This is a genomic window from Brevibacterium sp. JSBI002 (assembly GCF_026013965.1).
In the GTDB taxonomy this organism is placed as follows: Bacteria; Actinomycetota; Actinomycetes; order Actinomycetales; family Brevibacteriaceae; genus Brevibacterium.
Map to the genome: position 1 here is coordinate 2116877 of NZ_CP110341.1, position 19676 is coordinate 2136552.

General features: G+C 66.5%; 17 protein-coding genes and 2 pseudogenes. 5 read left to right on the forward strand and 14 right to left on the reverse strand.

Annotated features, from left to right (window positions below):
* The first annotated feature begins 294 nt into the window (after positions 1–294).
* Positions 295–726 (forward strand): low molecular weight phosphatase family protein, encoded by a 432-nt coding sequence (locus tag LJ362_RS09720; protein ID WP_157689076.1) that lies wholly within the window; start codon positions 295–297, stop codon positions 724–726.
* On the opposite strand, the gene LJ362_RS09725 is transcribed toward LJ362_RS09720, so the two are convergent.
* The 7 genes and pseudogenes from LJ362_RS09725 to LJ362_RS09755 form a co-directional block, all read right to left on the reverse strand.
* Positions 715–870 carry a hypothetical protein gene (locus tag LJ362_RS09725; RefSeq protein ID WP_157689074.1) on the reverse strand — a complete coding sequence of 52 codons (156 nt, stop codon included), beginning with the start codon at positions 868–870 and terminating at the stop codon, positions 715–717. The genes LJ362_RS09720 and LJ362_RS09725 overlap by 12 nt on opposite strands.
* A gap of 206 nt (positions 871–1076) precedes the next feature.
* Entirely contained in the window at positions 1077–1385 is a 309-nt protein-coding gene (locus tag LJ362_RS09730; protein ID WP_039209028.1) for a hypothetical protein, read from the reverse strand.
* Positions 1382–3297 (reverse strand): annotated as a pseudogene (locus LJ362_RS09735) (heavy metal translocating P-type ATPase). Before LJ362_RS09735 ends, LJ362_RS09730 begins: the two are co-directional and overlap by 4 nt.
* Positions 3294–3647, reverse strand: coding sequence for a Cd(II)/Pb(II)-sensing metalloregulatory transcriptional regulator CmtR (gene cmtR, locus LJ362_RS09740; RefSeq protein ID WP_039209032.1), 354 nt, complete (start codon positions 3645–3647; stop codon positions 3294–3296). Before cmtR ends, LJ362_RS09735 begins: the two are co-directional and overlap by 4 nt.
* Before the next feature lie 91 nt (positions 3648–3738).
* The gene (locus LJ362_RS09745; protein ID WP_200885294.1) at positions 3739–4944 is read right to left on the reverse strand and encodes an MFS transporter; all 1206 of its coding nucleotides are present in this window, start codon (positions 4942–4944) and stop codon (positions 3739–3741) included.
* Positions 4945–4990: 46 nt separating this feature from the next.
* Positions 4991–6055, reverse strand: a complete 1065-nt coding sequence (locus LJ362_RS09750) for a flavin-containing monooxygenase (protein WP_092013160.1) — start codon at positions 6053–6055, stop codon at positions 4991–4993.
* Positions 6052–7380, reverse strand: a complete 1329-nt coding sequence (locus LJ362_RS09755) for an FAD-dependent oxidoreductase (protein WP_092013157.1) — start codon at positions 7378–7380, stop codon at positions 6052–6054. The genes LJ362_RS09750 and LJ362_RS09755 overlap by 4 nt, the downstream gene beginning before the upstream one ends.
* 74 nt (positions 7381–7454) lie before the next feature.
* Here LJ362_RS09755 and LJ362_RS09760 point away from each other — a divergent pair, with 74 nt between their 5' ends.
* Positions 7455–7799 (forward strand): ArsR/SmtB family transcription factor, encoded by a 345-nt coding sequence (locus LJ362_RS09760; RefSeq protein WP_092013154.1) that lies wholly within the window; start codon positions 7455–7457, stop codon positions 7797–7799.
* 227 nt (positions 7800–8026) lie between these two features.
* Here the strand turns inward: LJ362_RS09760 and LJ362_RS09765 are convergent, their stop codons facing one another.
* The 3 genes from LJ362_RS09765 to acnA form a co-directional block, all read right to left on the reverse strand.
* A complete protein-coding gene (locus LJ362_RS09765; RefSeq protein WP_264798855.1) occupies positions 8027–9001 on the reverse strand; it encodes a hypothetical protein in 975 nt (324 codons plus the stop codon).
* 318 nt (positions 9002–9319) lie between these two features.
* Complete coding sequence (locus LJ362_RS09775) at positions 9320–10852, reverse strand: Abi family protein (protein WP_264798856.1); 1533 nt, start codon at positions 10850–10852, stop codon at positions 9320–9322.
* 403 nt (positions 10853–11255) lie between these two features.
* On the reverse strand, positions 11256–13940 hold the full coding sequence (gene acnA, locus LJ362_RS09780) for an aconitate hydratase AcnA (RefSeq protein ID WP_264798857.1): 2685 nt from the start codon (positions 13938–13940) through the stop codon (positions 11256–11258).
* Positions 13941–14250: 310 nt separating this feature from the next.
* On the opposite strand from acnA, the gene LJ362_RS09785 reads away from it, so the two are divergent.
* Complete coding sequence (locus LJ362_RS09785) at positions 14251–14445, forward strand: hypothetical protein (RefSeq protein WP_173152908.1); 195 nt, start codon at positions 14251–14253, stop codon at positions 14443–14445.
* Here the strand turns inward: LJ362_RS09785 and LJ362_RS09790 are convergent.
* The 3 genes from LJ362_RS09790 to LJ362_RS16935 are packed head-to-tail and all read right to left on the reverse strand — an operon-like array spanning position 14435 to position 17737.
* A complete protein-coding gene (locus LJ362_RS09790) occupies positions 14435–15820 on the reverse strand; it encodes a class I SAM-dependent RNA methyltransferase (protein WP_264798858.1) in 1386 nt (461 codons plus the stop codon). The two genes, LJ362_RS09785 and LJ362_RS09790, sit on opposite strands and share 11 nt — an antisense overlap.
* A 7-nt stretch (positions 15821–15827) precedes the next feature.
* Positions 15828–17498, reverse strand: coding sequence for an APC family permease (locus LJ362_RS09795; protein WP_320109111.1), 1671 nt, complete (start codon positions 17496–17498; stop codon positions 15828–15830).
* Entirely contained in the window at positions 17447–17737 is a 291-nt protein-coding gene (locus tag LJ362_RS16935; protein WP_320109112.1) for a hypothetical protein, read from the reverse strand. Before LJ362_RS16935 ends, LJ362_RS09795 begins: the two co-directional genes overlap by 52 nt.
* A 136-nt stretch (positions 17738–17873) precedes the next feature.
* Here LJ362_RS16935 and LJ362_RS09800 point away from each other — a divergent pair, with 136 nt between their 5' ends.
* Positions 17874–18548, forward strand: coding sequence for a potassium channel family protein (locus tag LJ362_RS09800; protein WP_264798859.1), 675 nt, complete (start codon positions 17874–17876; stop codon positions 18546–18548).
* A pseudogene (locus tag LJ362_RS09805) lies at positions 18545–19230 on the forward strand (potassium channel family protein). Before LJ362_RS09800 ends, LJ362_RS09805 begins: the two are co-directional and overlap by 4 nt.
* Positions 19231–19296: 66 nt before the next feature.
* Here the strand turns inward: LJ362_RS09805 and LJ362_RS09810 are convergent.
* Positions 19297–19674: an OB-fold nucleic acid binding domain-containing protein gene (locus tag LJ362_RS09810; RefSeq protein ID WP_139469793.1), complete on the reverse strand. Its 378-nt coding sequence runs from the start codon at positions 19672–19674 to the stop codon at positions 19297–19299.
* Positions 19675–19676 lie beyond the last annotated feature (2 nt).

Genomic DNA, 19676 nt, shown 5'->3' on the forward strand with positions numbered 1-19676 from the left:
GCCGGAAGATCTGCTGCTCGACCTGCCGCGACGCTTTCGCCGAGTCCATCCCCGTGCACCGAGTTGAGCAACGTTGGCGTGAATTTGCAGCCACTGGGCCAGAGTCCGCAGCCGCGTCGTGCTGATCCGACTGGCGCGCCCCTGTTGATGAGTGGTGGACATGAACGCCGTCCACTGGACCCTCGACGTTGGCCAGCCGCCGGCATGCCGGGACTGCTCGGCCGCGATGACATCGCGGCAAGTGTCCACGAGCTCAACGTCGTTCTTACCAACTATTGAACAAAGGTAGATATCGTGATCGAGAAGAAGCCGTCCGTCCTGTTCGTCTGCGTCAAGAACGCAGGCAAGTCGCAGATGGCCGCCGCACTCATGCGCCAGGTCGCCGGCGACTCCGTCCGGGTGCACTCGGCCGGCACCTCCCCCGGGACAGCGCTCAATGCCTTGTCCGCTGCCTCTGTCGCCGAGGTCGGGGCTAGCATGGCCGACGAGCACCCGAAGCCGATCGATCCCACTATGCTGCAGACTGCGGACCGCGTCGTCGTCATCGGCGACGAGGCCGTCGTCGAGCCCGTGCCGGGGATGGCCGGGACCATCGAGACATGGACGATCGACGAGCCCTCGGCGCGAGGGATCGAGGGCGAGGAACGAATGCGCCTGGTCCGCGACGAGCTCGCCGAGAAGGTCCGTTGCCTGGCCGCGGGGCTTGTCAAGACGTCAGAGCCCTGAGCCGGCCACGCACCCCTCGCCGTCGTCGCCTTCGCCCGCCTGGACGTTCTCTGGCGCGCTGGCGATCCTGAACACCTCCTCAAGGTCAGCGAGGACGGCGAAGTCGCTGGCGACGGTGCCGGTCGCCTCGGCCGTCGGCTTCACCAGGAGAGACTCGTCACCAGCAGCACTCAAGTTACTGCACATATGGATGCCAAAGGCCGATTGCGTCCACGATCGCCTCCCACCCGCTCGACATTCACTCCATCATCAGCCGGTGCGCCGGCGCGCCCATCCGGCTACGGGTTATCCGCATGTCCCCGTTGAGCTCAATACCGAATTGAGCAACTAATGGCACTCACCGCTGGCCGTCAATCCAGTCTCGCGCGCAGCGCCGCTTCGATCTGCTCCTGACCAGGTGCGCCAGCGAACCCCTTCCCTGTGGCATAAACCCGGCACGCCAGCGAACGAACCGGTGTCGTTGGGAACAGGTCGACACCGTCGACGAGGATCGTGGGCGAGCCTGCGAACTGCGCGTTCGTTGCATCGACCTCGGTGTGAATCGTGACCAATTGGATGGGCACGGCCGTGAGTCCGAGAACATCCAGTGCTGCGCGTGCGTTGGCTTCGGCGCTGGCCGTGTTCGGGCAGTCGACGATGTGGAGCAGTTCGACCTTCACGAGATCTGCTCCTTCCGGGCCCGGGCGGCACGCAGGCCGTTGAGGATCACGACGACCTCTGCGATCTCATGCACGAGCACCACAGCGGCAAGCCCCAAGACACCGAACAAGGCAAGCGGAAGCAGGACGGTGATGATCAGCAGCGACAGAACGATGTTCTGGTTGATGATGTGCCGTCCCCGGCGGGCGTGGTCGAACGCGCGCGGGAGCAGACGCAGGTCGTGGCCGGTGAAGGCGACGTCGGCTGACTCGATCGCGGCATCGGAACCGGTGGCACCCATCGCGATGCCGATGTCCGCAGCCGCGAGGGCCGGGGCGTCGTTGATGCCGTCGCCGATCATCGCGACCGATCCGTTCTTCTCGCCGAGCTCGCGATCGCTGAGGCCTTGTCCTGGGGGCGCAGCTCGGCGCGCACGTCATCGATCCAGGCCTGCGCGGCCAGGGCGCGGGCGGTGCGGGCGTTGTCGCCGGTGAGCATCGTCACCTCGACGCCCTGTCCGGCGAGGGTGCGGACCACCTCGGGGACCTCGGGGCGCAGCTCGTCGCGGACGCCGATCGCAGCCGCGGCGGTGCCGTCACGGTGCACGATCACGACCGTCATGCCTTGCTCCTCCAGACCCGCGACCCGATCGCCGAGACTCCCGGCGTCGAGCCAGCGCGGGCTGCCGACCGTGATTCGCGCGCCGTCGAGGGTGCCTTCGATGCCGTGACCTGCCTGCTCGGTCACGGCATCGGCCACAGGCGTACCCGGTGCGGCGGCGGTGATCGCCGAAGCGAGCGGGTGGGTGCTGTGCTGCTCCAGTGCGGCCGCCCACGCCAGCGCCTGCGCCTCGGTCACTCCGTCGGCGGTGAGCACCGCGTTGACGGCGGGCTCGTTGCGGGTCAGGGTGCCAGTCTTGTCCACGGCGACGTGGCGGATCACGCCGAACCGCTCGAACACGGCACCCGACTTGATGATCACGCCGAACTTGCTCGCCGACCCGATCGCGGCCACCACCGTCAGCGGCACCGAGATCGCCAGTGCGCACGGCGAGGCCGCCACGAGCACCACGAGGGCGCGGGTGATCCACAGCTCCGGGTCGCCGAACAGCGACCCGATGACCGCCACCAGGACGGCGAGGATCAACACACCGGGCACGAGTGGTCGGGCGATGCGGTCGGCGAGGCGGGCGCGGTCACCCTTCTCCGCCTGCGCCTTCTCCACCAGGTCGACGATCGTGGTCAGCGAGTTGTCGGTGCCCGCAGCGGTCGTCTCGACTTCCAGCGCGCCGGCGGTGTTGATCGCCCCAGCCGACACCGTGTCGCCGGGCTCGACCTCGACCGGGATCGACTCGCCGGTGATCGCGGAGGTGTCCAGGCTGGATCGTCCCGTCCGGACGATGCCGTCGGTCGCGATCCGCTCGCCCGGCCGCACCAGCATGAACTGACGGACAGCGAGATCCTTGGCCGCGACCTCGACCGATGCGCCGCCTTGGCGGATCGTGGCGGTCTCCGGGACGAGCTTGAGCAGCGCCCGCAGCCCGCCGCGGGCGCGATCCATCGCCTTGTCCTCCAGTGCCTCGGCGATCGAGTACAAGAACGCCAGCGCAGCGGCCTCCTCGACGTAGCCGAGGATGACCGCGCCGATCGCGCTGATCGTCATCAGGAGGCTGATGCTGAGCTTGCCCTTGAACAGCTTCCGGATCGCGCCCGGGGTGAACGTCGACGCGCCCAACAGCAGACCGATCCAGAACAGCACCAACGCCGGGACCTCCAGCCCCGACCATTCCAGCACCAGGCCAGTTAAGAACGCGACGCCAGAGAAGACCGGGACCATGATCCCGGCATCACGCCACCAGGGACGCCCCTGCTCCTCCTCGGCTTCCTCCCCGGTCTGAGTCTCCGGCTCGTCGCAGCCGCACGCCGCGCTCACGCGCCCGACTCGCAGCAGCCCGGCACAGTGCACTCGGCGTCCACGCACGGCGCGTGCTCGTCGACCGCGAGGGTCACATCCATCAGGGCCGTCAGCGCCGCCGCGAGGTGCGGGTCGGCGATCTCGTAGCGCGTCTGCCGCCCCTCGGGCTCGGCCACGACGATCCCGCAGTCGCGCAGGCAGGTCAGATGGTTCGAGACGTTCGAACGGGTCAGCTCTAGCTCGCGCGAGAGCACGGCCGGGTAGCTCGGGCCGGCAAGCAGGGTCATCAGGATCCGAGAGCGGGTCGGGTCCGCCATGGCCCGGCCGAGTCGATTCATGACGTCGAGGCGTGAAGCAATAGTCAGCATGCACTGAACTATACAGTGGCCGCTGAACTATTGTCGATCCTTATGTTGGCTCGACGCTGATCCCACCACCCCGGGGATCCCCTCGATGACCTCACGATTGACGGCGGAACTCGCCGACCTGCATATCCAGCGGGCGCATCCGACCGGCGGTTGTCGCCCTGCCGTGTGTGCTGGCGACCGTGAGGACGGTCCCTACGGCGGCCACCGCGGCCAGGACCGCGAAACCGGTTGCGTAGCTGCCGGTGACCTCGGCAAGGACCGCACCGGCCCCGGGAGCCAAGGCGGTGGCCAGCAGGACCGGGAGGCCGAGGACGCCGGAGAGGCGGCCGTATCCGCGTGCGCCCCACCGATCAGTGACCGCGGTCGCCTGGAGCAGCGTCGCGATGCCGCGCCCGACCCCGGCGGTCATCGACGCCGCGACCAGCAGACCAACCGGCCCGGGGACCACAGCGAGCACCGAGGTGCTGACGGTGACGAGGCCGAACACGGTCACGGTGCGCACGGTCAGCGAGGCATGCCGGGCAAGAGCGGTGTAGACGAGCCGACCGGCGACCTGCCCGAGTCCGCCGAGGCCGAGCACCCAGGCGGCGGCCTGAGGACTCAGGCCGCGCTCGAGCATAAGCGGCACCAGAGCCAGCAACGCGGCGTACATCGCCAGGGCCACCAAGGTCAGTCCGGCGGCAAGCAACCGGAACCGTGAGTCCCGCACGACGCCGGCAGCGTATGCCTTCTCAGCCTCTGGCTCCTCCGCGTCGACATGCACCGGGCGGGGCCAGGGGCGTCGCAGCACGAGCCAGTGGACCGGGACCGTGAGGACCGCCAGTACGACCGCCGCCCAGAAGTACGTGCCTCGCCATCCCAGCTGGTCATACGCGGCTGCGGTCAACGGCGCGAAGACCGTGCTCGCCAGTCCTGCCACCAGCGTCAGCGTGGTCAGCGCGCCGAGTCGGCCCGCAACGAACCAGCCGGTGATCGCGGCGAAGGCCGGCGGGTAGAGCACTCCGGCCATGGCGACTCCGGCCAGCGCCCAACCGACGACGAACACCAACAGATTCGGCGACGCGGCAATCACCACCAGCGTCACGACGCCGAGACCCGAGCCAGCCGTCATGACGAGACGGGGTCCGTGCCGATCGATAAAGCGCCCGACCGGCACCCCGGCCAACGCCGACACAGCCAGGGCCACAGAGAACGCCGAGGTCACGGCCACCGACGACCAGCCAGTGTCCGAGCTGATCCGCGGAACCAGGACCGGGAAAGCATAGTAGAGCAAGCCCCACGAGACGATCTCGGTCACGCACAGCGCAGCCAGCACCCTTCCCCGCCCGGGCCGCACAACAGCCTCAGCCAACGACGACGCCCCTCGACTGCCTGGCCAGGGCATCGACGACGTAACCCGCGTCGCGGTGGACACCGCGCAGGGTGTTCGACGAGAACGAGCGCTGGAACTCCAGGCCCAGGAACGCCAGGCCAGGCAGCACGGTCGAGACGCCGCGATCGTGCCTCGGCGCGCCGGCCTCATCGAGGACGCCGAGAGATCGCAGGTACGGCATGTGCGGCCGATAGCCTGTCGCGAAGACTATTGAGTCGACGCGCTCCCGCGAGCCGTCGGGCCACGCGACACCGTCCGGGACGTAATTGGCGAACATCGGCCGCTCGTCTGGATGTGCCGCCTCGAGCGCAGCCCTGTACTGTCCGTCGTCGATGATCGGTGTGCCTGTGATGATCCTGGCGAGGACCGACGGCGGCAGGAGGTCAGCGCGGGTGAACCGCAACCACCAGTGCAGGTCGCGCCCGGCAATGACCTGCGGCGCATACCGGACACGGTCCCGCACCGCCAGCGACGTCTCCGCGTGGTCGGCCAGTTCGTGGGCGATCTGGACGGCAGAGTTGCCCGCACCGACGACCACGACCCGCTGACCGGCGAACTCCTCCGGCGACCGGTAGTCGGCCACGTGCAGGACCCGGCCCTGAAATTTCTCCCGGCCGGGGATCATCGGCACGTAGGGGTTGGCGAACGACCCCGAGGCAGCGATGAGTGCATCCCCGACCAGGCTGCTCCCATCGGCCAGCTCCACGGCAAAGCCCGGGCCGTCGGCGGCGACCTCGGTGACGCGAGCATTGGTCCGCACCTCGACGCCCAGCCACTCTGCGTAGCCGCGGAGGTAGTCGGCGACCTCGTCGCGGCCCGGGTACCCGTCGGGGTCGCCGGGGAACCGGTGACCCGGGAAGGCGCTGTACCGGCGCGGGGAGAACAGCCGCAGGCTGTCGTAGTAGCGCGGCCACGACCCAACCGGCTCGTCACCGGCCTCGAGCACCACCGGCTCCCAGCCGCGGTCACGCCCAGCACGGGCCGCGGCGAGGCCCGACTGCCCGCCGCCCACGATCAACAGGCGACCGCGGCTCATCCGTCGGTCCTCGTGCCGATCTGGACCAGCTGGGGCGCGGGTGTGCAGCACCCGCCCGACGTCGCCTGCTCCGGGGCGTCGAACAGGCCCGATCCGCCGCACACGCCGGTGTCGGGCAGCTCCAGCTCGACACGGTCAGCCGCCTCGTGATCGCCGGCGAGCTCGGCGACGACACTGCGGACCTGCTCGTATCCGGTCATCGCTAGAAACGTTGGAGCGCGGCCGTAGGACTTCGCGCCGACGATGTAGAAGCCCGGTTCCGGGTGGGCGAGATCGGTCGCCCCCGTGGCGCGCACTGAGCCGCAGGAATGAAGATTCGGATCAACCTCAGTGGCGACCTTCGTCGGAGCCTGCAGGCGCACGTCGAGGTCGAGTCGGACTTCGGAGAGGAACGACAGGTCGGGACGAAAGCCCGTCGCGACGACCACTCGGTCCGCGGGTTCGAGTCGGCGTCCGTCCTCGGCGACGAGCACCGCCCGACCGTCTTCGACGAGGACCCGCTCGGTACGGAATCCGGTGACGAGGTCGATGAAGCCATCCTCGACTACCTTCTTCGCTCGCTGGCCCAGGGCACCGCGCTCGGGCAGTTCGTCGGCGGAACCGCCGCCGAAGGCGTTGCCGACGGTACCGCGGCGCAGCGCCCAGGTCACCCGGGTGCCCGGCTCGCGGCGGACCACTGTCGCGAGGTCGCCGATCGCGGTCGCGGCCGAGTGGCCGCTGCCGACCACGACGATGTGCTTGCCTGCCAGTTCGGCGGCCTCCTCGCGGCTCGGCGTGCGGTGATCAAGTAGGCCGGCTTCGACGGCGGCCTGTTCGCCGAGGGCGGGCAGTCCCTCCGCGCCCGCCGGGCTCGGTGCCCGCCAGGTGCCCGAGGCGTCGACCACAGCCTTGGCCTCAAGCCGTTCTTCAGTGTCGTCGGCGCGGCGGACGTGGACGACGAACGGCTGCTCCGCGCGGCCGGCGTCGACCGAGAGGTCGCGGCCCTTGCGGCCCACGCCTATGACGCGGGAGCTGTAGCGAACACGGTCGCTCAGCGTCTCGGCCAGCGGGGCCAGGTATTCCTCGACCCACTGAGCGCCGGTCGGGTAGCCGGTCTCGGGCGCGCTCCAACCGGTCGGCTCGAGCAGCCGGCGCGACGCTGGGTCGATGAGCTCGGACCACGGCGAGAACAGGCGGACGTGGCCCCACTCGGATACCGCAGATGCCGGACCGTCGCCCGACTCCAGGACCACGGGCTCCAGGCCTCGCTCGAGCAGATGAGCAGCAGCGGCCAGGCCCTGCGGACCGGCCCCGATAACGACGACGGGATTCACTTCAACCTCCATGTATTGATGTTCTTCGATGGGTCGAGCTTGTCCCACATATCGACAGATGTCAATGCATGAGGCAGAATGGACCCATGACCACTCCCCCAGCCATCGAGTCCGCATCCGACGTCGCGCCCTGCTGCGTCCTCGGCGAGACGATCGACGACGCGGTCGCCCAGGACCTCGCCAGGGTGTTCAAGGCTCTCGGCGATCCCACCCGGGTCAAGCTCATGTCCATCATCGCCGGAAGCAGCGCGGGCGAGATGTGCGTCTGCGACCTCACAGAACCGGTAGGCCTGTCGCAGCCGACGGTCTCCCACCACATGAAGCTGCTCGTCGAGGCCGGCCTGGTCGAGCGCGAGCAGCGCGGCCGCTGGGCGTACTACCGGCCGACCATCGACACCCTGGCGTCCGCAGCCAAGGCGCTCATCGCCTGATGGAAGGCGTGCGCGTCTGTCGACGGAGTGCCTGATTGCCGGACGACCCTCGCTCAGCAGCACTGGCGTCACCAAGACCGATTCTTCCTGCTGCGACAGCCTGCGGAAACCTGCGACGCAGCGGACACGTCGACCAAGACGAGCCAGTGCTAACTTGAAAGCACTACATCCCTCACGCCTCTCCACGATGCGCACTTGGGGGATTTTCTCTGCCCACGTCGTCAAGCTCAGACCGGTCGGTGCTGAGCCTTATCGAGCTCCGCCAGCACCTCGCCAGGATTCTTGACCAGGTCGAACAGGCTGCTTGTCCGGCGGGCCCACCGCGCTGGGTCGTCACCCTCAGCAAACGCGGCAGCCGAGGCGAACTGGTCGTGGAGATTGACCGGCAATAGGTCAGCCAGCTCCGCACCGAACTCGCCAGCGCGGCCGGCTCGAGGAGACGAAGGCCGCAAGAATCTGCCCGGCTTCCCGGTCGCCGGGATCAGTTCGTCTGATGCACCTTCAAGGGCTGCGACAGCGTCGCTCACCCAATCGGTGTCCCAGGCATCAGACAGAGGTACCGCGATCTGCTGAACGCCTTGGATCGCATCTCGTCCCAGCTCCAGTGAGAGCCCGCCTGGATCCTCGTGGTAGTTGAGGTAGCGTGCGACGTCGATTCCTGGAGGGCAGACCTCGGCGAGGACGACGTCACCAAGCCAGTTGCTGGGATCGACGATCCAACCCTCCCGTTCTGTGACAGATGGTTTCAGATGGACCCGGTAGAGGTAAAACTGATTGCCTCGGTCAGCCTGGTCGCGCATTCGCCTGAGCATGTTGTGCACCGCGGCCTCGTACGTGCCGACGTGGAGCGCTTTCGCCCGCTGCCGCGCGGCCCACGCTGTGACCCTCTCGTCGCCGCCCATCATCCTTCGGATCCCGGGCGTCAAGTCCGCCGCGGGGTCGAAGTCCCTCGACGGCCAGTCCGGCTGCGTGCTCGTGTGATACCAGAAAAACTGTGCTACCAGGTCGTCGTTCAGGGCAGGGTCGCCAGCATCGACCGTCACTCTGGGTGCGTCCTCGTGCTCGCACGTCAGGCCGCAGCCGGGACATGTCTCCTTCGCCTGCTCCCAGCGGTCGATCCAGTCCAGGTCGACGACGAAACAATGGCCGCAGCCGCCGCACAGCATGCGCCGATCGCGCCAGAAGTCAAGGGGTCGTTCCATGGCTCCATTCTCCAGGAACGTCTTGCAGAGAAGGACCAACAATCTGGTCCGGGTCGACGGGATGGTCTGTGGTCGTCGGTGCACGAACTCTAGAACGAATCTCAGAAAGGCTGATTGACCGAAGCCAATCGTGGCCGCCCTGAACGCACGACTCCAGACCTGCGAGCTCATCGCACATTTCGATTACACCAAAGGAGAACTCCTCCTCATAGGCGGAGACGTTCCGATCGTTGACGACAATGGCCGGCTGATAGATGCACTTGGCCTCCCGGGTGGCACCCCCGAGCAAGACGCGGAAGTCGCCCGCGATGCAACGGGCTACGAGCTCATCCTGCTCGGCGCGACGAAGCTGCTCATCGCACCGGCCTCCTCGACTGCCGCTGTGAAGTCCCGCTCGGATACTGAGTGCAGCAGGTCGGCCGGCGATCGATCCGAGCCGTCCGGACCCTTCGGTAATCCAGAGTGCGATGTCTGCCACCAGTCCAACAGCGCAGACGCGAGCAGTGTTGGGTCTGTGTCTGCGTATGTGGTGGCGAACATTCTGTTAATTTCCGCGAGGGCGTCGATGATCTTGCCGTCACGGAACTGGAAAGCGGGATAGTGCCTGGTCTTCCCGAGTTCGACCTCGATTACGACTTGGTATTTCCGATAGGCCCGCAACAGGCTGCGTTGAGCCGCCTTCATCGCTCGCGCGGCCTGCTCTGGCGTCCGATCGTACTCGGCGTCGATGACCTCTGCGCCAGTCAACGACGCTCGCGTCTCGGCGGCCGTCCGACACTCAGCACGGTCAAGCAGACTCGCCGCCAGCATGGGCGAAGTGTCGAGTGCGAAGCCCCGGTCCCATACAGGGCTGCTCCGCCAATCGTCGGGAAACCCGAGCTGCAACATTGAGAATCCAATCTCCTGCGACCTGGCTTCAATGAAGTCCGCGAAGTCGACGACATCCGACCGCTCCGGCGCGATGCTCAACATGAGGTGACGCAAGATGAGCAGCACGCCATAGAGCTTGTTATCCACGCCCTTGTCCGCGAGCGAAGCCAGAAGGTGGCTCGGGTCCGCGCGTGTCTGTCCCGGTGCGTCGATGACCACGTCGAACGTACGGTTCCACAAGCGGCCGTAATGCGCACAGATGTTCCGGACGTTGCGGATGTTGTTAAGCCAATTGCTCAGTGCACCGCGGTCGCCGCTACCGTCGGCGGTGCAGATTTGGAAGCGCGCGGCGAGGATCTCCTGATCGCCCTGGGGCATCAGGTCGTAAAGGCCGCTCAGGACGCCGAACGACATCACCTCCGTGGCGACCCAGATCGGCAGATGTGGACCGTATGTCTCGCGGAAGTGCACGACGAAGTCTCCGCGTGCGCGCTTCTCGTGGCGGTCGTACTCCTCGAGCCATTCGCGGTAGGCAGTGGTCGGCTCGGGAGACTCACTCGGGTCCGCCGACCGGAGCGCGCCAAGGTCGTCCGGCCGCCGATGGGCGAATCGGTCCGCCCTGCCGAGCCGGTGACCGATGTGGAACCGGAACGACGTTTCGACCATGCTGATGAAGTCACTTAGACGGGTCCGCAGCTCGTGGTCGAACTCGTACAGGGCGACCACGTGGGCCAGGCTCGTCTCGAGCATGAACGAGTCCAGGCGGATCTCGCGGCCGTCCTTGTCGAAACGGTCTGCAGGAGGCTCGGGTCGAGCTCGGTAGAGGTGCCAGTACCCCGACAGCCGGTAGTACCCGTAGCGTTCGAGGACGCCGGCAGCGAAGGTCTCTGTTCCGCAGTCCATGCCCCGCGTGCGCAGCCGCTGGATCTGCTCGGGGATCGTCAGGAATGGCTTGGCGTAGGTGCTGTCCGGCGTGCTCATCTGCTTATCGTCCTCGTGTCCCCGGCGCGGGGCAGAAAGAGAACAGGCCCGCGTCTCATCTAGAGAAGCGGACCTGTCGTGTTGGTACTAGCTTACGGCATCGGTTCACACGGACCAAACGGGCCGACGGAGCAGGACGAGGCCTTCATGAATCGCCAGCCTCACTAAGTCAATGCGTTGGCCGGGCTCTGGATTCACTCTGAAGACTGGCCATGCAACTGCGCGCTAGAGACATCGGCGACTGGGCAGACGACCCGTTCTGGCGTCGCCACCTCGACTGAACCATAGCCACACACATGGCCCCGTCAGGCCAGAGCCTGACGGGGCGCATGTGTGAGACGCTAGAGCTACACATAAGCGGGCATGTCAGCTGTCAGATCGCCTTCTATCTGAGCGGTTCAGCTCAACTACCGGCAAGTTGGCGAAGCACGTACTGCAGGATGCCGCCGTTGCGGTAGTAGTCGGCTTCACCCGGTGTGTCGATGCGGACGACGGCGTCGAATTCGACCTTCGTGCCGTCTTCCTTCTCGGCGGTGACCTTGACGGTCGCCGGGGTCTTGCCCTCGTTGAGCTCCGTGACGCCTTCGATGGAGAAGGTCTCGGTGCCGTCGAGTCCGAGCGAATCAGCGGATTCGCCGGCGGGGAACTGCAGCGGCAGAACGCCCATGCCGATGAGGTTCGAGCGGTGGATGCGCTCGAAGCTCTCGGTGATGACGGCCTCGACGCCGAGCAGCTTCGTGCCCTTGGCGGCCCAGTCACGCGAGGATCCCGAGCCGTACTCCTTGCCACCGAGGACGACCAGCGGGGTGCCGGCGGCCTGGTAGTTCACGGAGGCGTCGTAGATCGTCGTCTGCGGTCCGCCCTCCTGCGAGAAGTCGCGGGTGAAGCCACCCTGGACTCCGTCGAGGAGCTGGTTCTGCAGACGGATGTTCGCGAAGGTGCCGCGGATCATGACTTCGTGGTTGCCGCGACGCGAGCCGTAGGAGTTGAAGTCCTTGCGCTCGACGCCGTGCTCGACGAGGTACTTGCCGGCCGGGGTGTCGGCCTTGAAGGAACCTGCGGGCGAGATGTGGTCGGTGGTCACCGAGTCGCCGAGCTTCGCGAGCACGCGGGCGCCCTTGATGTCCTTGACGGCTTCGGGCTTGAGACCCATGCCGTCGAAGAAGGTGGGCTTGCGCACGTAGGTCGACTCGTCGTCCCATTCGAAGACCTTGCCTTCGGGGGTGTCAAGCTGCTGCCAGCGCTCGTCACCGTCGAAGATGCGACCGTATTCGTTGTCGAACATATCGGTCGAGATCGACGAGGCGATGACGGACTCGACCTCTTCAGGCGAGGGCCACAGGTCGGCCAGGTAGACGTCGACGCCGTCCGAGTCCTTGCCCAGGGGCTGGTTCTCGAAGTCGAAGTCCATGGTGCCGGCCAGTGCGTAGGCGATGACCAGCGGAGGCGAAGCGAGGTAGTTCATCTTCACGTCGGGGCTGATGCGGCCCTCGAAGTTGCGGTTGCCCGACAGGACTGCGGTGACCGAGAGGTCGTTGTCCTGGATGCTGTTCGAGATCTCCGCATCCAGCGGACCGGAGTTGCCGATGCAGGTGGTGCAGCCGTAGCCGACGATGTAGAAGTTCAGGGCTTCGAGGTCCTCGATGAGGCCGGCCTTGTTGTAGTACTCGGTGACGACCTTCGAGCCCGGTGCGATCGAGGTCTTGACCCACGGCTTCGAGTTGAGTCCGCGCTTGCGGGCATTGCGTGCCAGCAGGCCGGCGGCCATCATCACCGAGGGGTTCGAGGTGTTGGTGCAGGAGGTGATCGAAGCGATCGCGACGGCACCGTTGGCCAGCTCGAAGTTGCGTCCGTCGGCGGTGCTGACGTCCACGGACTTCGACTCCTCGCCGGGAGCGGCGTAGTTGTGGATGTCCTTGGCGAACTGGCTCTTGGCGTCGGAGAGCTCGATGCGGTCCTGCGGGCGCTTCGGTCCGGAGATCGAGGGCACCACGGTGGACAGGTCGAGTTCGAGGTACTCGGAGTACTCGACTTCGTTCTCCGGATCGTGCCAGAGTCCCTGCGTCTTGGCGTAGTCCTCGACGAGCTGGATCTGCTCTTCCGAGCGGCCGGTGAGCTTGAGGTAGTCGATGGTGACTTCGTCGATCGGGAAGATCGCGGCGGTCGAACCGAACTCGGGGCTCATGTTGCCGATTGTGGCGCGGTTGGCCAGCGGCACCTCGGCGACGCCCTTGCCGTAGAACTCGACGAACTTGCCGACCGCGCCGTGCTGACGGAGCATATCGGTGATCGTGAGCACAACGTCGGTCGCGGTGACACCCGAGGGGATCTCACCGGTGAGCTTGAAGCCGACGACGCGCGGGATGAGCATCGAAACGGGCTGGCCGAGCATGGCGGCCTCTGCCTCGATGCCGCCGACGCCCCAACCGAGCACACCGAGGCCGTTGACCATCGTGGTGTGCGAGTCGGTGCCGACCAGTGTGTCCGGGTAGGCCCGGAGGACTCCGTCGACCTCGCGCGGCATGACCACGCGAGCCAGGTGCTCGATGTTGACCTGGTGGACGATGCCCATGCCCGGGGGCACGACCTTGAAGTCTTCGAATGCGGTCTGTCCCCAGCGCAGGAACTGGTAGCGCTCACCGTTGCGCTGGTATTCGATGTCCATGTTGAGTTCGACGGCGTCAGCGGTGCCGAAGCGGTCGATCTGCACCGAGTGGTCGATGACCAGCTCGGCCGGAGCCAGCGGGTTCACCTGATCCGGGTTGCCGCCGAGTTCGACGACCTTCTCGCGCATGGTGGCGAGGTCGACGATGCAGGGCACACCGGTGAAGTCCTGCATCACCACGCGGGCGGGGGTGAACTGGATCTCCGTATCGGGTTCGGCATTGGGGTCCCAGCTGCCGAGGGCTTCAATATGTTCCGAAGTGATGTTTGCGCCGTCTTCCGTGCGCAGCAGGTTCTCCAACAGCACCTTGAGGCTGAAGGGAAGCTTCTCCGACCCTTTGACCTGGTCCAGGCGATAGATCTCATAATCCTTATCGCCTACGGTCAGGGTGCTCTTCGATTTGAACGTATCGACGTTGCTCATCGTGATTCTCCTGTTTCATCCGACACTCATCCAAGAAACCGGGTCCGTCCGACTCGGCGGTCGGACCCTTGCATCACGCACCGATTTACGCGACACATATGTTTCCAAAAGTATCTTGACGTCAAGATAAATTCTATCGCATTTGAGGGCCTTTGACCACCGTGGCACACGGAGGTGCGAAACCCTGCGATCGGGTTTTCCGCAGGCCCTCGTGCGGTCATCACCAGGGCCTCGGCCGGGCCTCACGGCCTAGCGTGGACAGCACACTCAAAGCAGCAGCGCACTCGCCTGCCATCCCCGAGGAGATCCCATGGACCCGTTCACCCTAGGCGCCGGATTCGGCTTCGGCGCGCTGCTCGTCGGCATCATCTTCGCCGTGGTCTGCAGCTCATTCGCGAAGGAGAAGGGCCGGTCGGGCAGCTGGTGGGGACTGTGGGGCTTCCTCACGACGTTCATCGCCCTCATCGCGCTCGTCCTCCTCCCCCGCCGCTCGGTCACCGCCTGAGGACTGTCACCGTCTCCAGGTGCGAGGTCAGCGGGAAGAGGTCGAAGCCGGTGAGGCTCTCGATCCCGAATCCCCCGCCTGTGAGCGCCGCGAGGTCCCGAGCCAGCGTGGCCGGGTCACAGGACACGTAGACCACGGTCCTTGCCGCTGATTCGATGATCGCCGAGGTGGCTTTCCTCCCGGCGCCCGCCCGTGGCGGGTCGAGGATGATGACGTCCGAATCGGGCAGTCGGGCCCGATCCACGCTGAGAGCGAGGAACCTGGCCTCGAGATCGGCGGCATTGTCACGAGCATGAGCAATGGCGGTCTCGACCCCTTCGACTCCGAACAGAGGCGCTCCGGTGGCCCGGGCGGCAGTGATGCCGAGGAGTCCGACCCCGCAGTAGAGGTCGGTGATCGCTTCGACATCAGCAGGCAGTGCTCTGACGACCTCCGAGCTGAGCAGTGCGGCCGCATCCCGGTGGACCTGCCAGAAGCCGTCGGCGCCGACGGCGAACTCACCACCGTCGACCGTTTCGGTCAGAGTGCGGTCTCCACGGATCACGCGCAGGGCGGGAGCGGGCGCATGGGAACGACCGCGACCACGGGGACGACCTCCGCGACCACGACCATGACTCTGCTCCGGTCCGGCCGCCTCGGCGAGGAGGGAGAACGACGTCGGCAGCCAGGACTCGACCTCGTCGAGGACCTGCGCAGTGGGCCGACCACGGACGATGAGCGCGCCATGGTCGCCGGCCCACGCGAATTCGAGTCGGCGGACTCCCGGCACATGCAGTGTCGTCATGTCGAGGTCGTGCAGGGGCCCCGCGGCCAGAGGGGGCGTGGTCACAGGGATGACCGCGTGCGACCTGGGGGCGAGCATTCCGGCGCGGCCCTCATCGTCGACGGCCAGCTGCACACGGGTGCGCCAGTCCGTGCCGTCGGTCTCGCCCGGCGCGGGCAGCACCTCGGCGGCGCGGTCGATATGTCCGATGCGCTGAAGCTGGTCGCCCAACACCTCGGCCTTGAGCGTGCGGGAATGGGCGAGGTCGACGTGGGCGAATTCCATTCCGCCGAACCCGGCCGAATCCGGCACGGCCCCAGCACCGGGGCCCGCAGCGAACCCCGCACCGGAACCGTCGGCAGAATCACCGGGAACATAGTCGAGACGACGATCGGGGACGCGGTGAACCGTAGCCTCGATCACCTCGGTGACAGCGGCGCGGAGGAACCGGGCAGGCGGTCCCGCCTCGGTGCGGACTCGGACCTTCTCACCGGGCAGGGCCCCGGAGACGAAGACGACCTGACCGTCATGTCGGGCGATGGAGGTGCCGCCGGCCGCCGGTGCCTCGATGTCGAGGGTGAGTTCCCGGGCGGGAACCGAAGTGTCGCTCATGCGTGTTCTAGGCCTGTCTGTACAGCGAGGTGTCGGAATCGGGTCCGTCTCCGCCGTACTGTCGAGAGAAGGATTTCAGTCGCCAGGGCACGGACACCACGACGACATTGGGCACCAGCAGCAGTCGGGTGCGCAGTTTGAGAGCCACCTGGTTATGCAGGATGTGCTCCCACCAGCGACCGACGACGAACTGCGGGATGTAGACGATGACGAGGTCCCTGGGCGACCTGCGGCGGATGGCGAGGATATGGGCGAGCATCGGGCGGACGAGTTCGCGGTACGGCGAGCCGAGCACGGTCAGCGGCACCGGCAGCTCCATCTCGTTCCATCGTTTCTGCAGAGCGGCCGCAGCCTCTTCGTCCACGGCCACGGTGACGGCTTCGAGCTGGCTCGATCGGGTCACCCGGGCGTAGGAGAGGGCCCGCATCGTCGGTTTGTCGATTTCGCTGACGACGACGATGGCGTGGGTGTTCGACGGGATCGTCCGGGAGTTCACGTCCGCGTCGGGGGCGAGCTCGCGGGCCACGCGCGAATAGTGGCGGTGGATGGCGCCCATGACGAGGTAGAGCCCGGCCATGGCGGCGACCGCCAGCCAGGCGCCGGCGAGGAACTTCGAGACGATGACGACGATGAGGACGCCTGCGGCGAGCACGCAGCCGACGGCGTTGACGACCTGGTTGAAGTGCATCCGCATCCGGGCCTTCGAATCGATGACCAGGCGCAGCCGTTTGCGCCAGTGCAGGACCATTCCCGCTTGGCCGAGGACGAAGCTGGCGAAGACCCCGACGAGGTAGAGCTGGATGAGCACCGTCGCCGAAGCGGACGTGGCGACGACGAGGACGATCGCCGCCGCGGCCAGCAGCAGGATGCCGTTGGAGAAGGTGAGTCGGTCGCCCTTCGTCGCCAGCTGCCTTGGCAGGAATTCGTCGCGGGCCAGCCGAGAGGCCAGTCCGGGGAAGCCTTCGACCGCAGTATTCGCAGCGGCGATGAGCACGAGCGCGGTGATGAGGACGACGATGAAGAACATCGCCGGCGCATTGTCGAAGATCGCGTGCGCCAGCTGCGCGAGGACGGGCTCCTGTTCGTATTCGGCACTGACCGGGCTGCCGTCGCCGCGGACGAGATAGAGATGCGGGTCGTCGACGTATTTGATTCCAGTGACCGAAGCCAGATAGGTCAGCCCCGTGAGCATGAGGGCGGCGAGCAGTCCCGACAGCAGCAGGGTGTTGCCGGCGTTCTTGCCGCGCGGCTTCTTGAACGCCGGAACCGCCGTGGCCACGGTCTGCACACCGGCCAGTGCGACGGCTCCGGAGGAGAATGCGCGCAGGACGATGAGGACGGTGGCCAGACCGAGAGTCGCCTGATCGCCGATGTTGCTGTGCACGACCGTGTAGTCGGCGGTCTGGGCGTGCGGGGTGTCACCGAGCCCGACGCGGATGAGACCGACCGACATCGTGAGGAACACGGCACCGAGGAACAGGTAGGTCGGCACGGCCAGCAGCATCGGAGTGGCCCGGGAACCGCGCAGGCCGGCGAAGCAGATGAGCAGGATGCCGACGATGGCCACGGGCACACGGTAGGGCGCGAGTGCCGGGAACGCCGTGGTGATGTAGGCGGCGAACACCGTCATCGACACGGCCAGGGTGAGCACATAGTCGACGAGGAGGGCCGCGGCCACGATGAGCCCGCTCCGGAGCCGAGGTTCTTCGAGGCCACCTCGTAGTCTCCGCCGCCTGAGGGGTACGCACGCACGTTGATGCGGTAGCAGGCGACGATCACGAGGATGACGATGCCGACGGCCAAACCGATCCAGGGGGCGACGGTCAGGGCCACAAGTGAGGTCAGTGACAGTGCCAGCAGGATCTCATCGGGGGCGTAGGCCACCGAGGAGAGCATGTCGGAGGCGAAGACGGGCATCGCGATGCGCTTCTTCAGCGCAGGCGCACGCCTGTCCTCACTGCGGAAGGGCCGTCCAACGAGTAGTCTTTTGACGGCATCAGAAAAACTGCTGGCCACGGCAACCAATGGTAGATCACTGCGGGAAGGATTACCCATGCACTTCGTGATTATGGGCTGCGGTCGAGTCGGGGCCTCCTTGGCCAAAGCCCTTGATGCGAATGGGCACTCCGTCGCAGTCGTCGACCGAGACCCCGACGCATTCCTCAAGCTCGGTCGGGATTTCAGCGGTTCGACGATCACCGGAGTCGGTTTCGACCGCGAGACCCTGTCGCAAGCGAAAACTGCCGAGGCCTTCGCCTTCGCCGCCGTCTCCAGCGGTGACAATTCGAATATCCTCGCCGCGCGTGTCGCTCGTGAGACCTTCGGGGTGAGCAATGTCGCCGCCCGCATCTACGATCCCGACCGTGCGCAGGTCTTCGAACGTCTCGGCATCCCCACGGTGCCCACCGTGCGGTGGACGGCCGAGCAGGTGATGCGCAAGCTCGTCCCGCAGGGGTCGATCACCGAATACCGTGAGCCCTCCGGCAACCTCGTCCTGGCGGAGGTGCATCTGGACCCTGGCTGGGTGGCCCGTCCGATCAAGGAGATCGAAACACGGACCAAGGCGCGGGTCGCCTATGTCACCCGCCTGTCCGAGGGCATCGTCGCCCACGATGATCTGCTCCTCCAGGACGGCGACCTCGTTCATCTCATGACTCCGGTCGACCGCCTCGGCGAGATCGAACGGATCCTCGATCAGCCAGTGCGAACCGTGGAGGAAGAAATATGAGGGTCATCATCGCCGGAGCCGGCTCGTCGGACGTTCGGTGGCCAGGGAGCTGCTGGACAAGGACCATTCGGTCCTGCTCATCGACCAGAGCAAGGAGGCGCTGGGCCATGAGCGCATTCCGGGTGCCGAATGGCTGCTCTCCGATGCGTGTGAGCTCGCCGGTCTCGCCGAGGCGGGGCTGGAGGAGGCCGATGTCGTCGTGTCCGCGACGGGAGATGACAAGACCAATCTGGTGCTCTCCCTGTTGGCGAAGACCGAGTTCGGAGTGCCGCGGACGGTCTCGCGCGTGAACAATCCGAAGAACGAATGGCTCTTCGACGACAATTGGGGCGTCGATGTCGCCGTGTCCACTCCGCGCCTGATGACCGCGCTCGTCGAGGAGGCCGTGGAGGTCGGCGGCCTGGTCCACCTCATGAGCTTCGAACGCGGGCAGGCGGGACTGCTGGAGTTCACCGTGCACGAGAACGCCGAGCTCGTGGCCGAGCGCGTCGGTGGGATCACTTTCCCGCTGAATACGGTGCTGGTGGCGATCATCCGCAATTCGCGGGCGTTCGCTCCGAGCGCCGATGATGTCATCGAAGCCGGCGACGAACTGTTCTTCCTCTCCTCCCCCGATCAGAAACCGGCGCTGCTAGCGCTGCTGCAGGAGACGGCGATAGCCGACGGAAACGCTGAGGGCTGAGCACGGTCGTCCGCGGCCGAGATCGCCGGTTCCGCGGCGAACGGCTGCTCGGCCCGCTTCAGACGGTCAGTCGTCGGAGTCGTCGCGCGTCTGCAGGAGTTCGTAGACGGGGTTGTGTGCTGTGAGCACCCCGTCCTTGCCGCAGAACCGTCCTTCCAAGACGATGAGGGATCCGGGACGGATGCCGCTGATCTCCCGGCGCCCGAGGAATTGGGCACGGGCTTCGCCGGTGCCGTCGGCGACGGTGATGTCGAGCCTGGGGCTGTCGGCGCTGCACGACTGAGTGGTCGCTGAGACGACTCCGGCGATGCGTGAGGTCTTTCGCGCCTCTAACTCTTCGACCGGAATGACCCCGGGGATCTGGCTGACCAGTCGCAGATCGGCCCGGGCCTCAGCCTCACGGGATCCGAAGTCGCGCACGAGGCGGGGGATGAGGTTCCGCATCA

Bases quoted from the DNA above. Each gene is read 5' to 3' on its own strand.
- LJ362_RS09790 (WP_264798858.1), bottom strand. From the start codon at position 15,820: ATGAGCGACACTTCGGTTCCCGCCCGGGAACTCACCCTCGACATCGAG.
- LJ362_RS16935 (WP_320109112.1), bottom strand. From the start codon at position 17,737: ATGCCCGTCTTCGCCTCCGACATGCTCTCCTCGGTGGCCTACGCCCCC.
- LJ362_RS09775 (WP_264798856.1), bottom strand. From the start codon at position 10,852: ATGAGCACGCCGGACAGCACCTACGCCAAGCCATTCCTGACGATCCCC.
- cmtR (WP_039209032.1), bottom strand. From the start codon at position 3,647: ATGCTGACTATTGCTTCACGCCTCGACGTCATGAATCGACTCGGCCGG.
- LJ362_RS09760 (WP_092013154.1), top strand. From the start codon at position 7,455: ATGACCACTCCCCCAGCCATCGAGTCCGCATCCGACGTCGCGCCCTGC.
- acnA (WP_264798857.1), bottom strand. From the start codon at position 13,940: ATGAGCAACGTCGATACGTTCAAATCGAAGAGCACCCTGACCGTAGGC.
- LJ362_RS09810 (WP_139469793.1), bottom strand. From the start codon at position 19,674: ATGCGGAACCTCATCCCCCGCCTCGTGCGCGACTTCGGATCCCGTGAG.
- LJ362_RS09800 (WP_264798859.1), top strand. From the start codon at position 17,874: ATGCACTTCGTGATTATGGGCTGCGGTCGAGTCGGGGCCTCCTTGGCC.
- LJ362_RS09765 (WP_264798855.1), bottom strand. From the start codon at position 9,001: ATGGAACGACCCCTTGACTTCTGGCGCGATCGGCGCATGCTGTGCGGC.
- LJ362_RS09750 (WP_092013160.1), bottom strand. From the start codon at position 6,055: ATGAGCCGCGGTCGCCTGTTGATCGTGGGCGGCGGGCAGTCGGGCCTC.
- LJ362_RS09785 (WP_173152908.1), top strand. From the start codon at position 14,251: ATGGACCCGTTCACCCTAGGCGCCGGATTCGGCTTCGGCGCGCTGCTC.
- LJ362_RS09755 (WP_092013157.1), bottom strand. From the start codon at position 7,380: ATGGAGGTTGAAGTGAATCCCGTCGTCGTTATCGGGGCCGGTCCGCAG.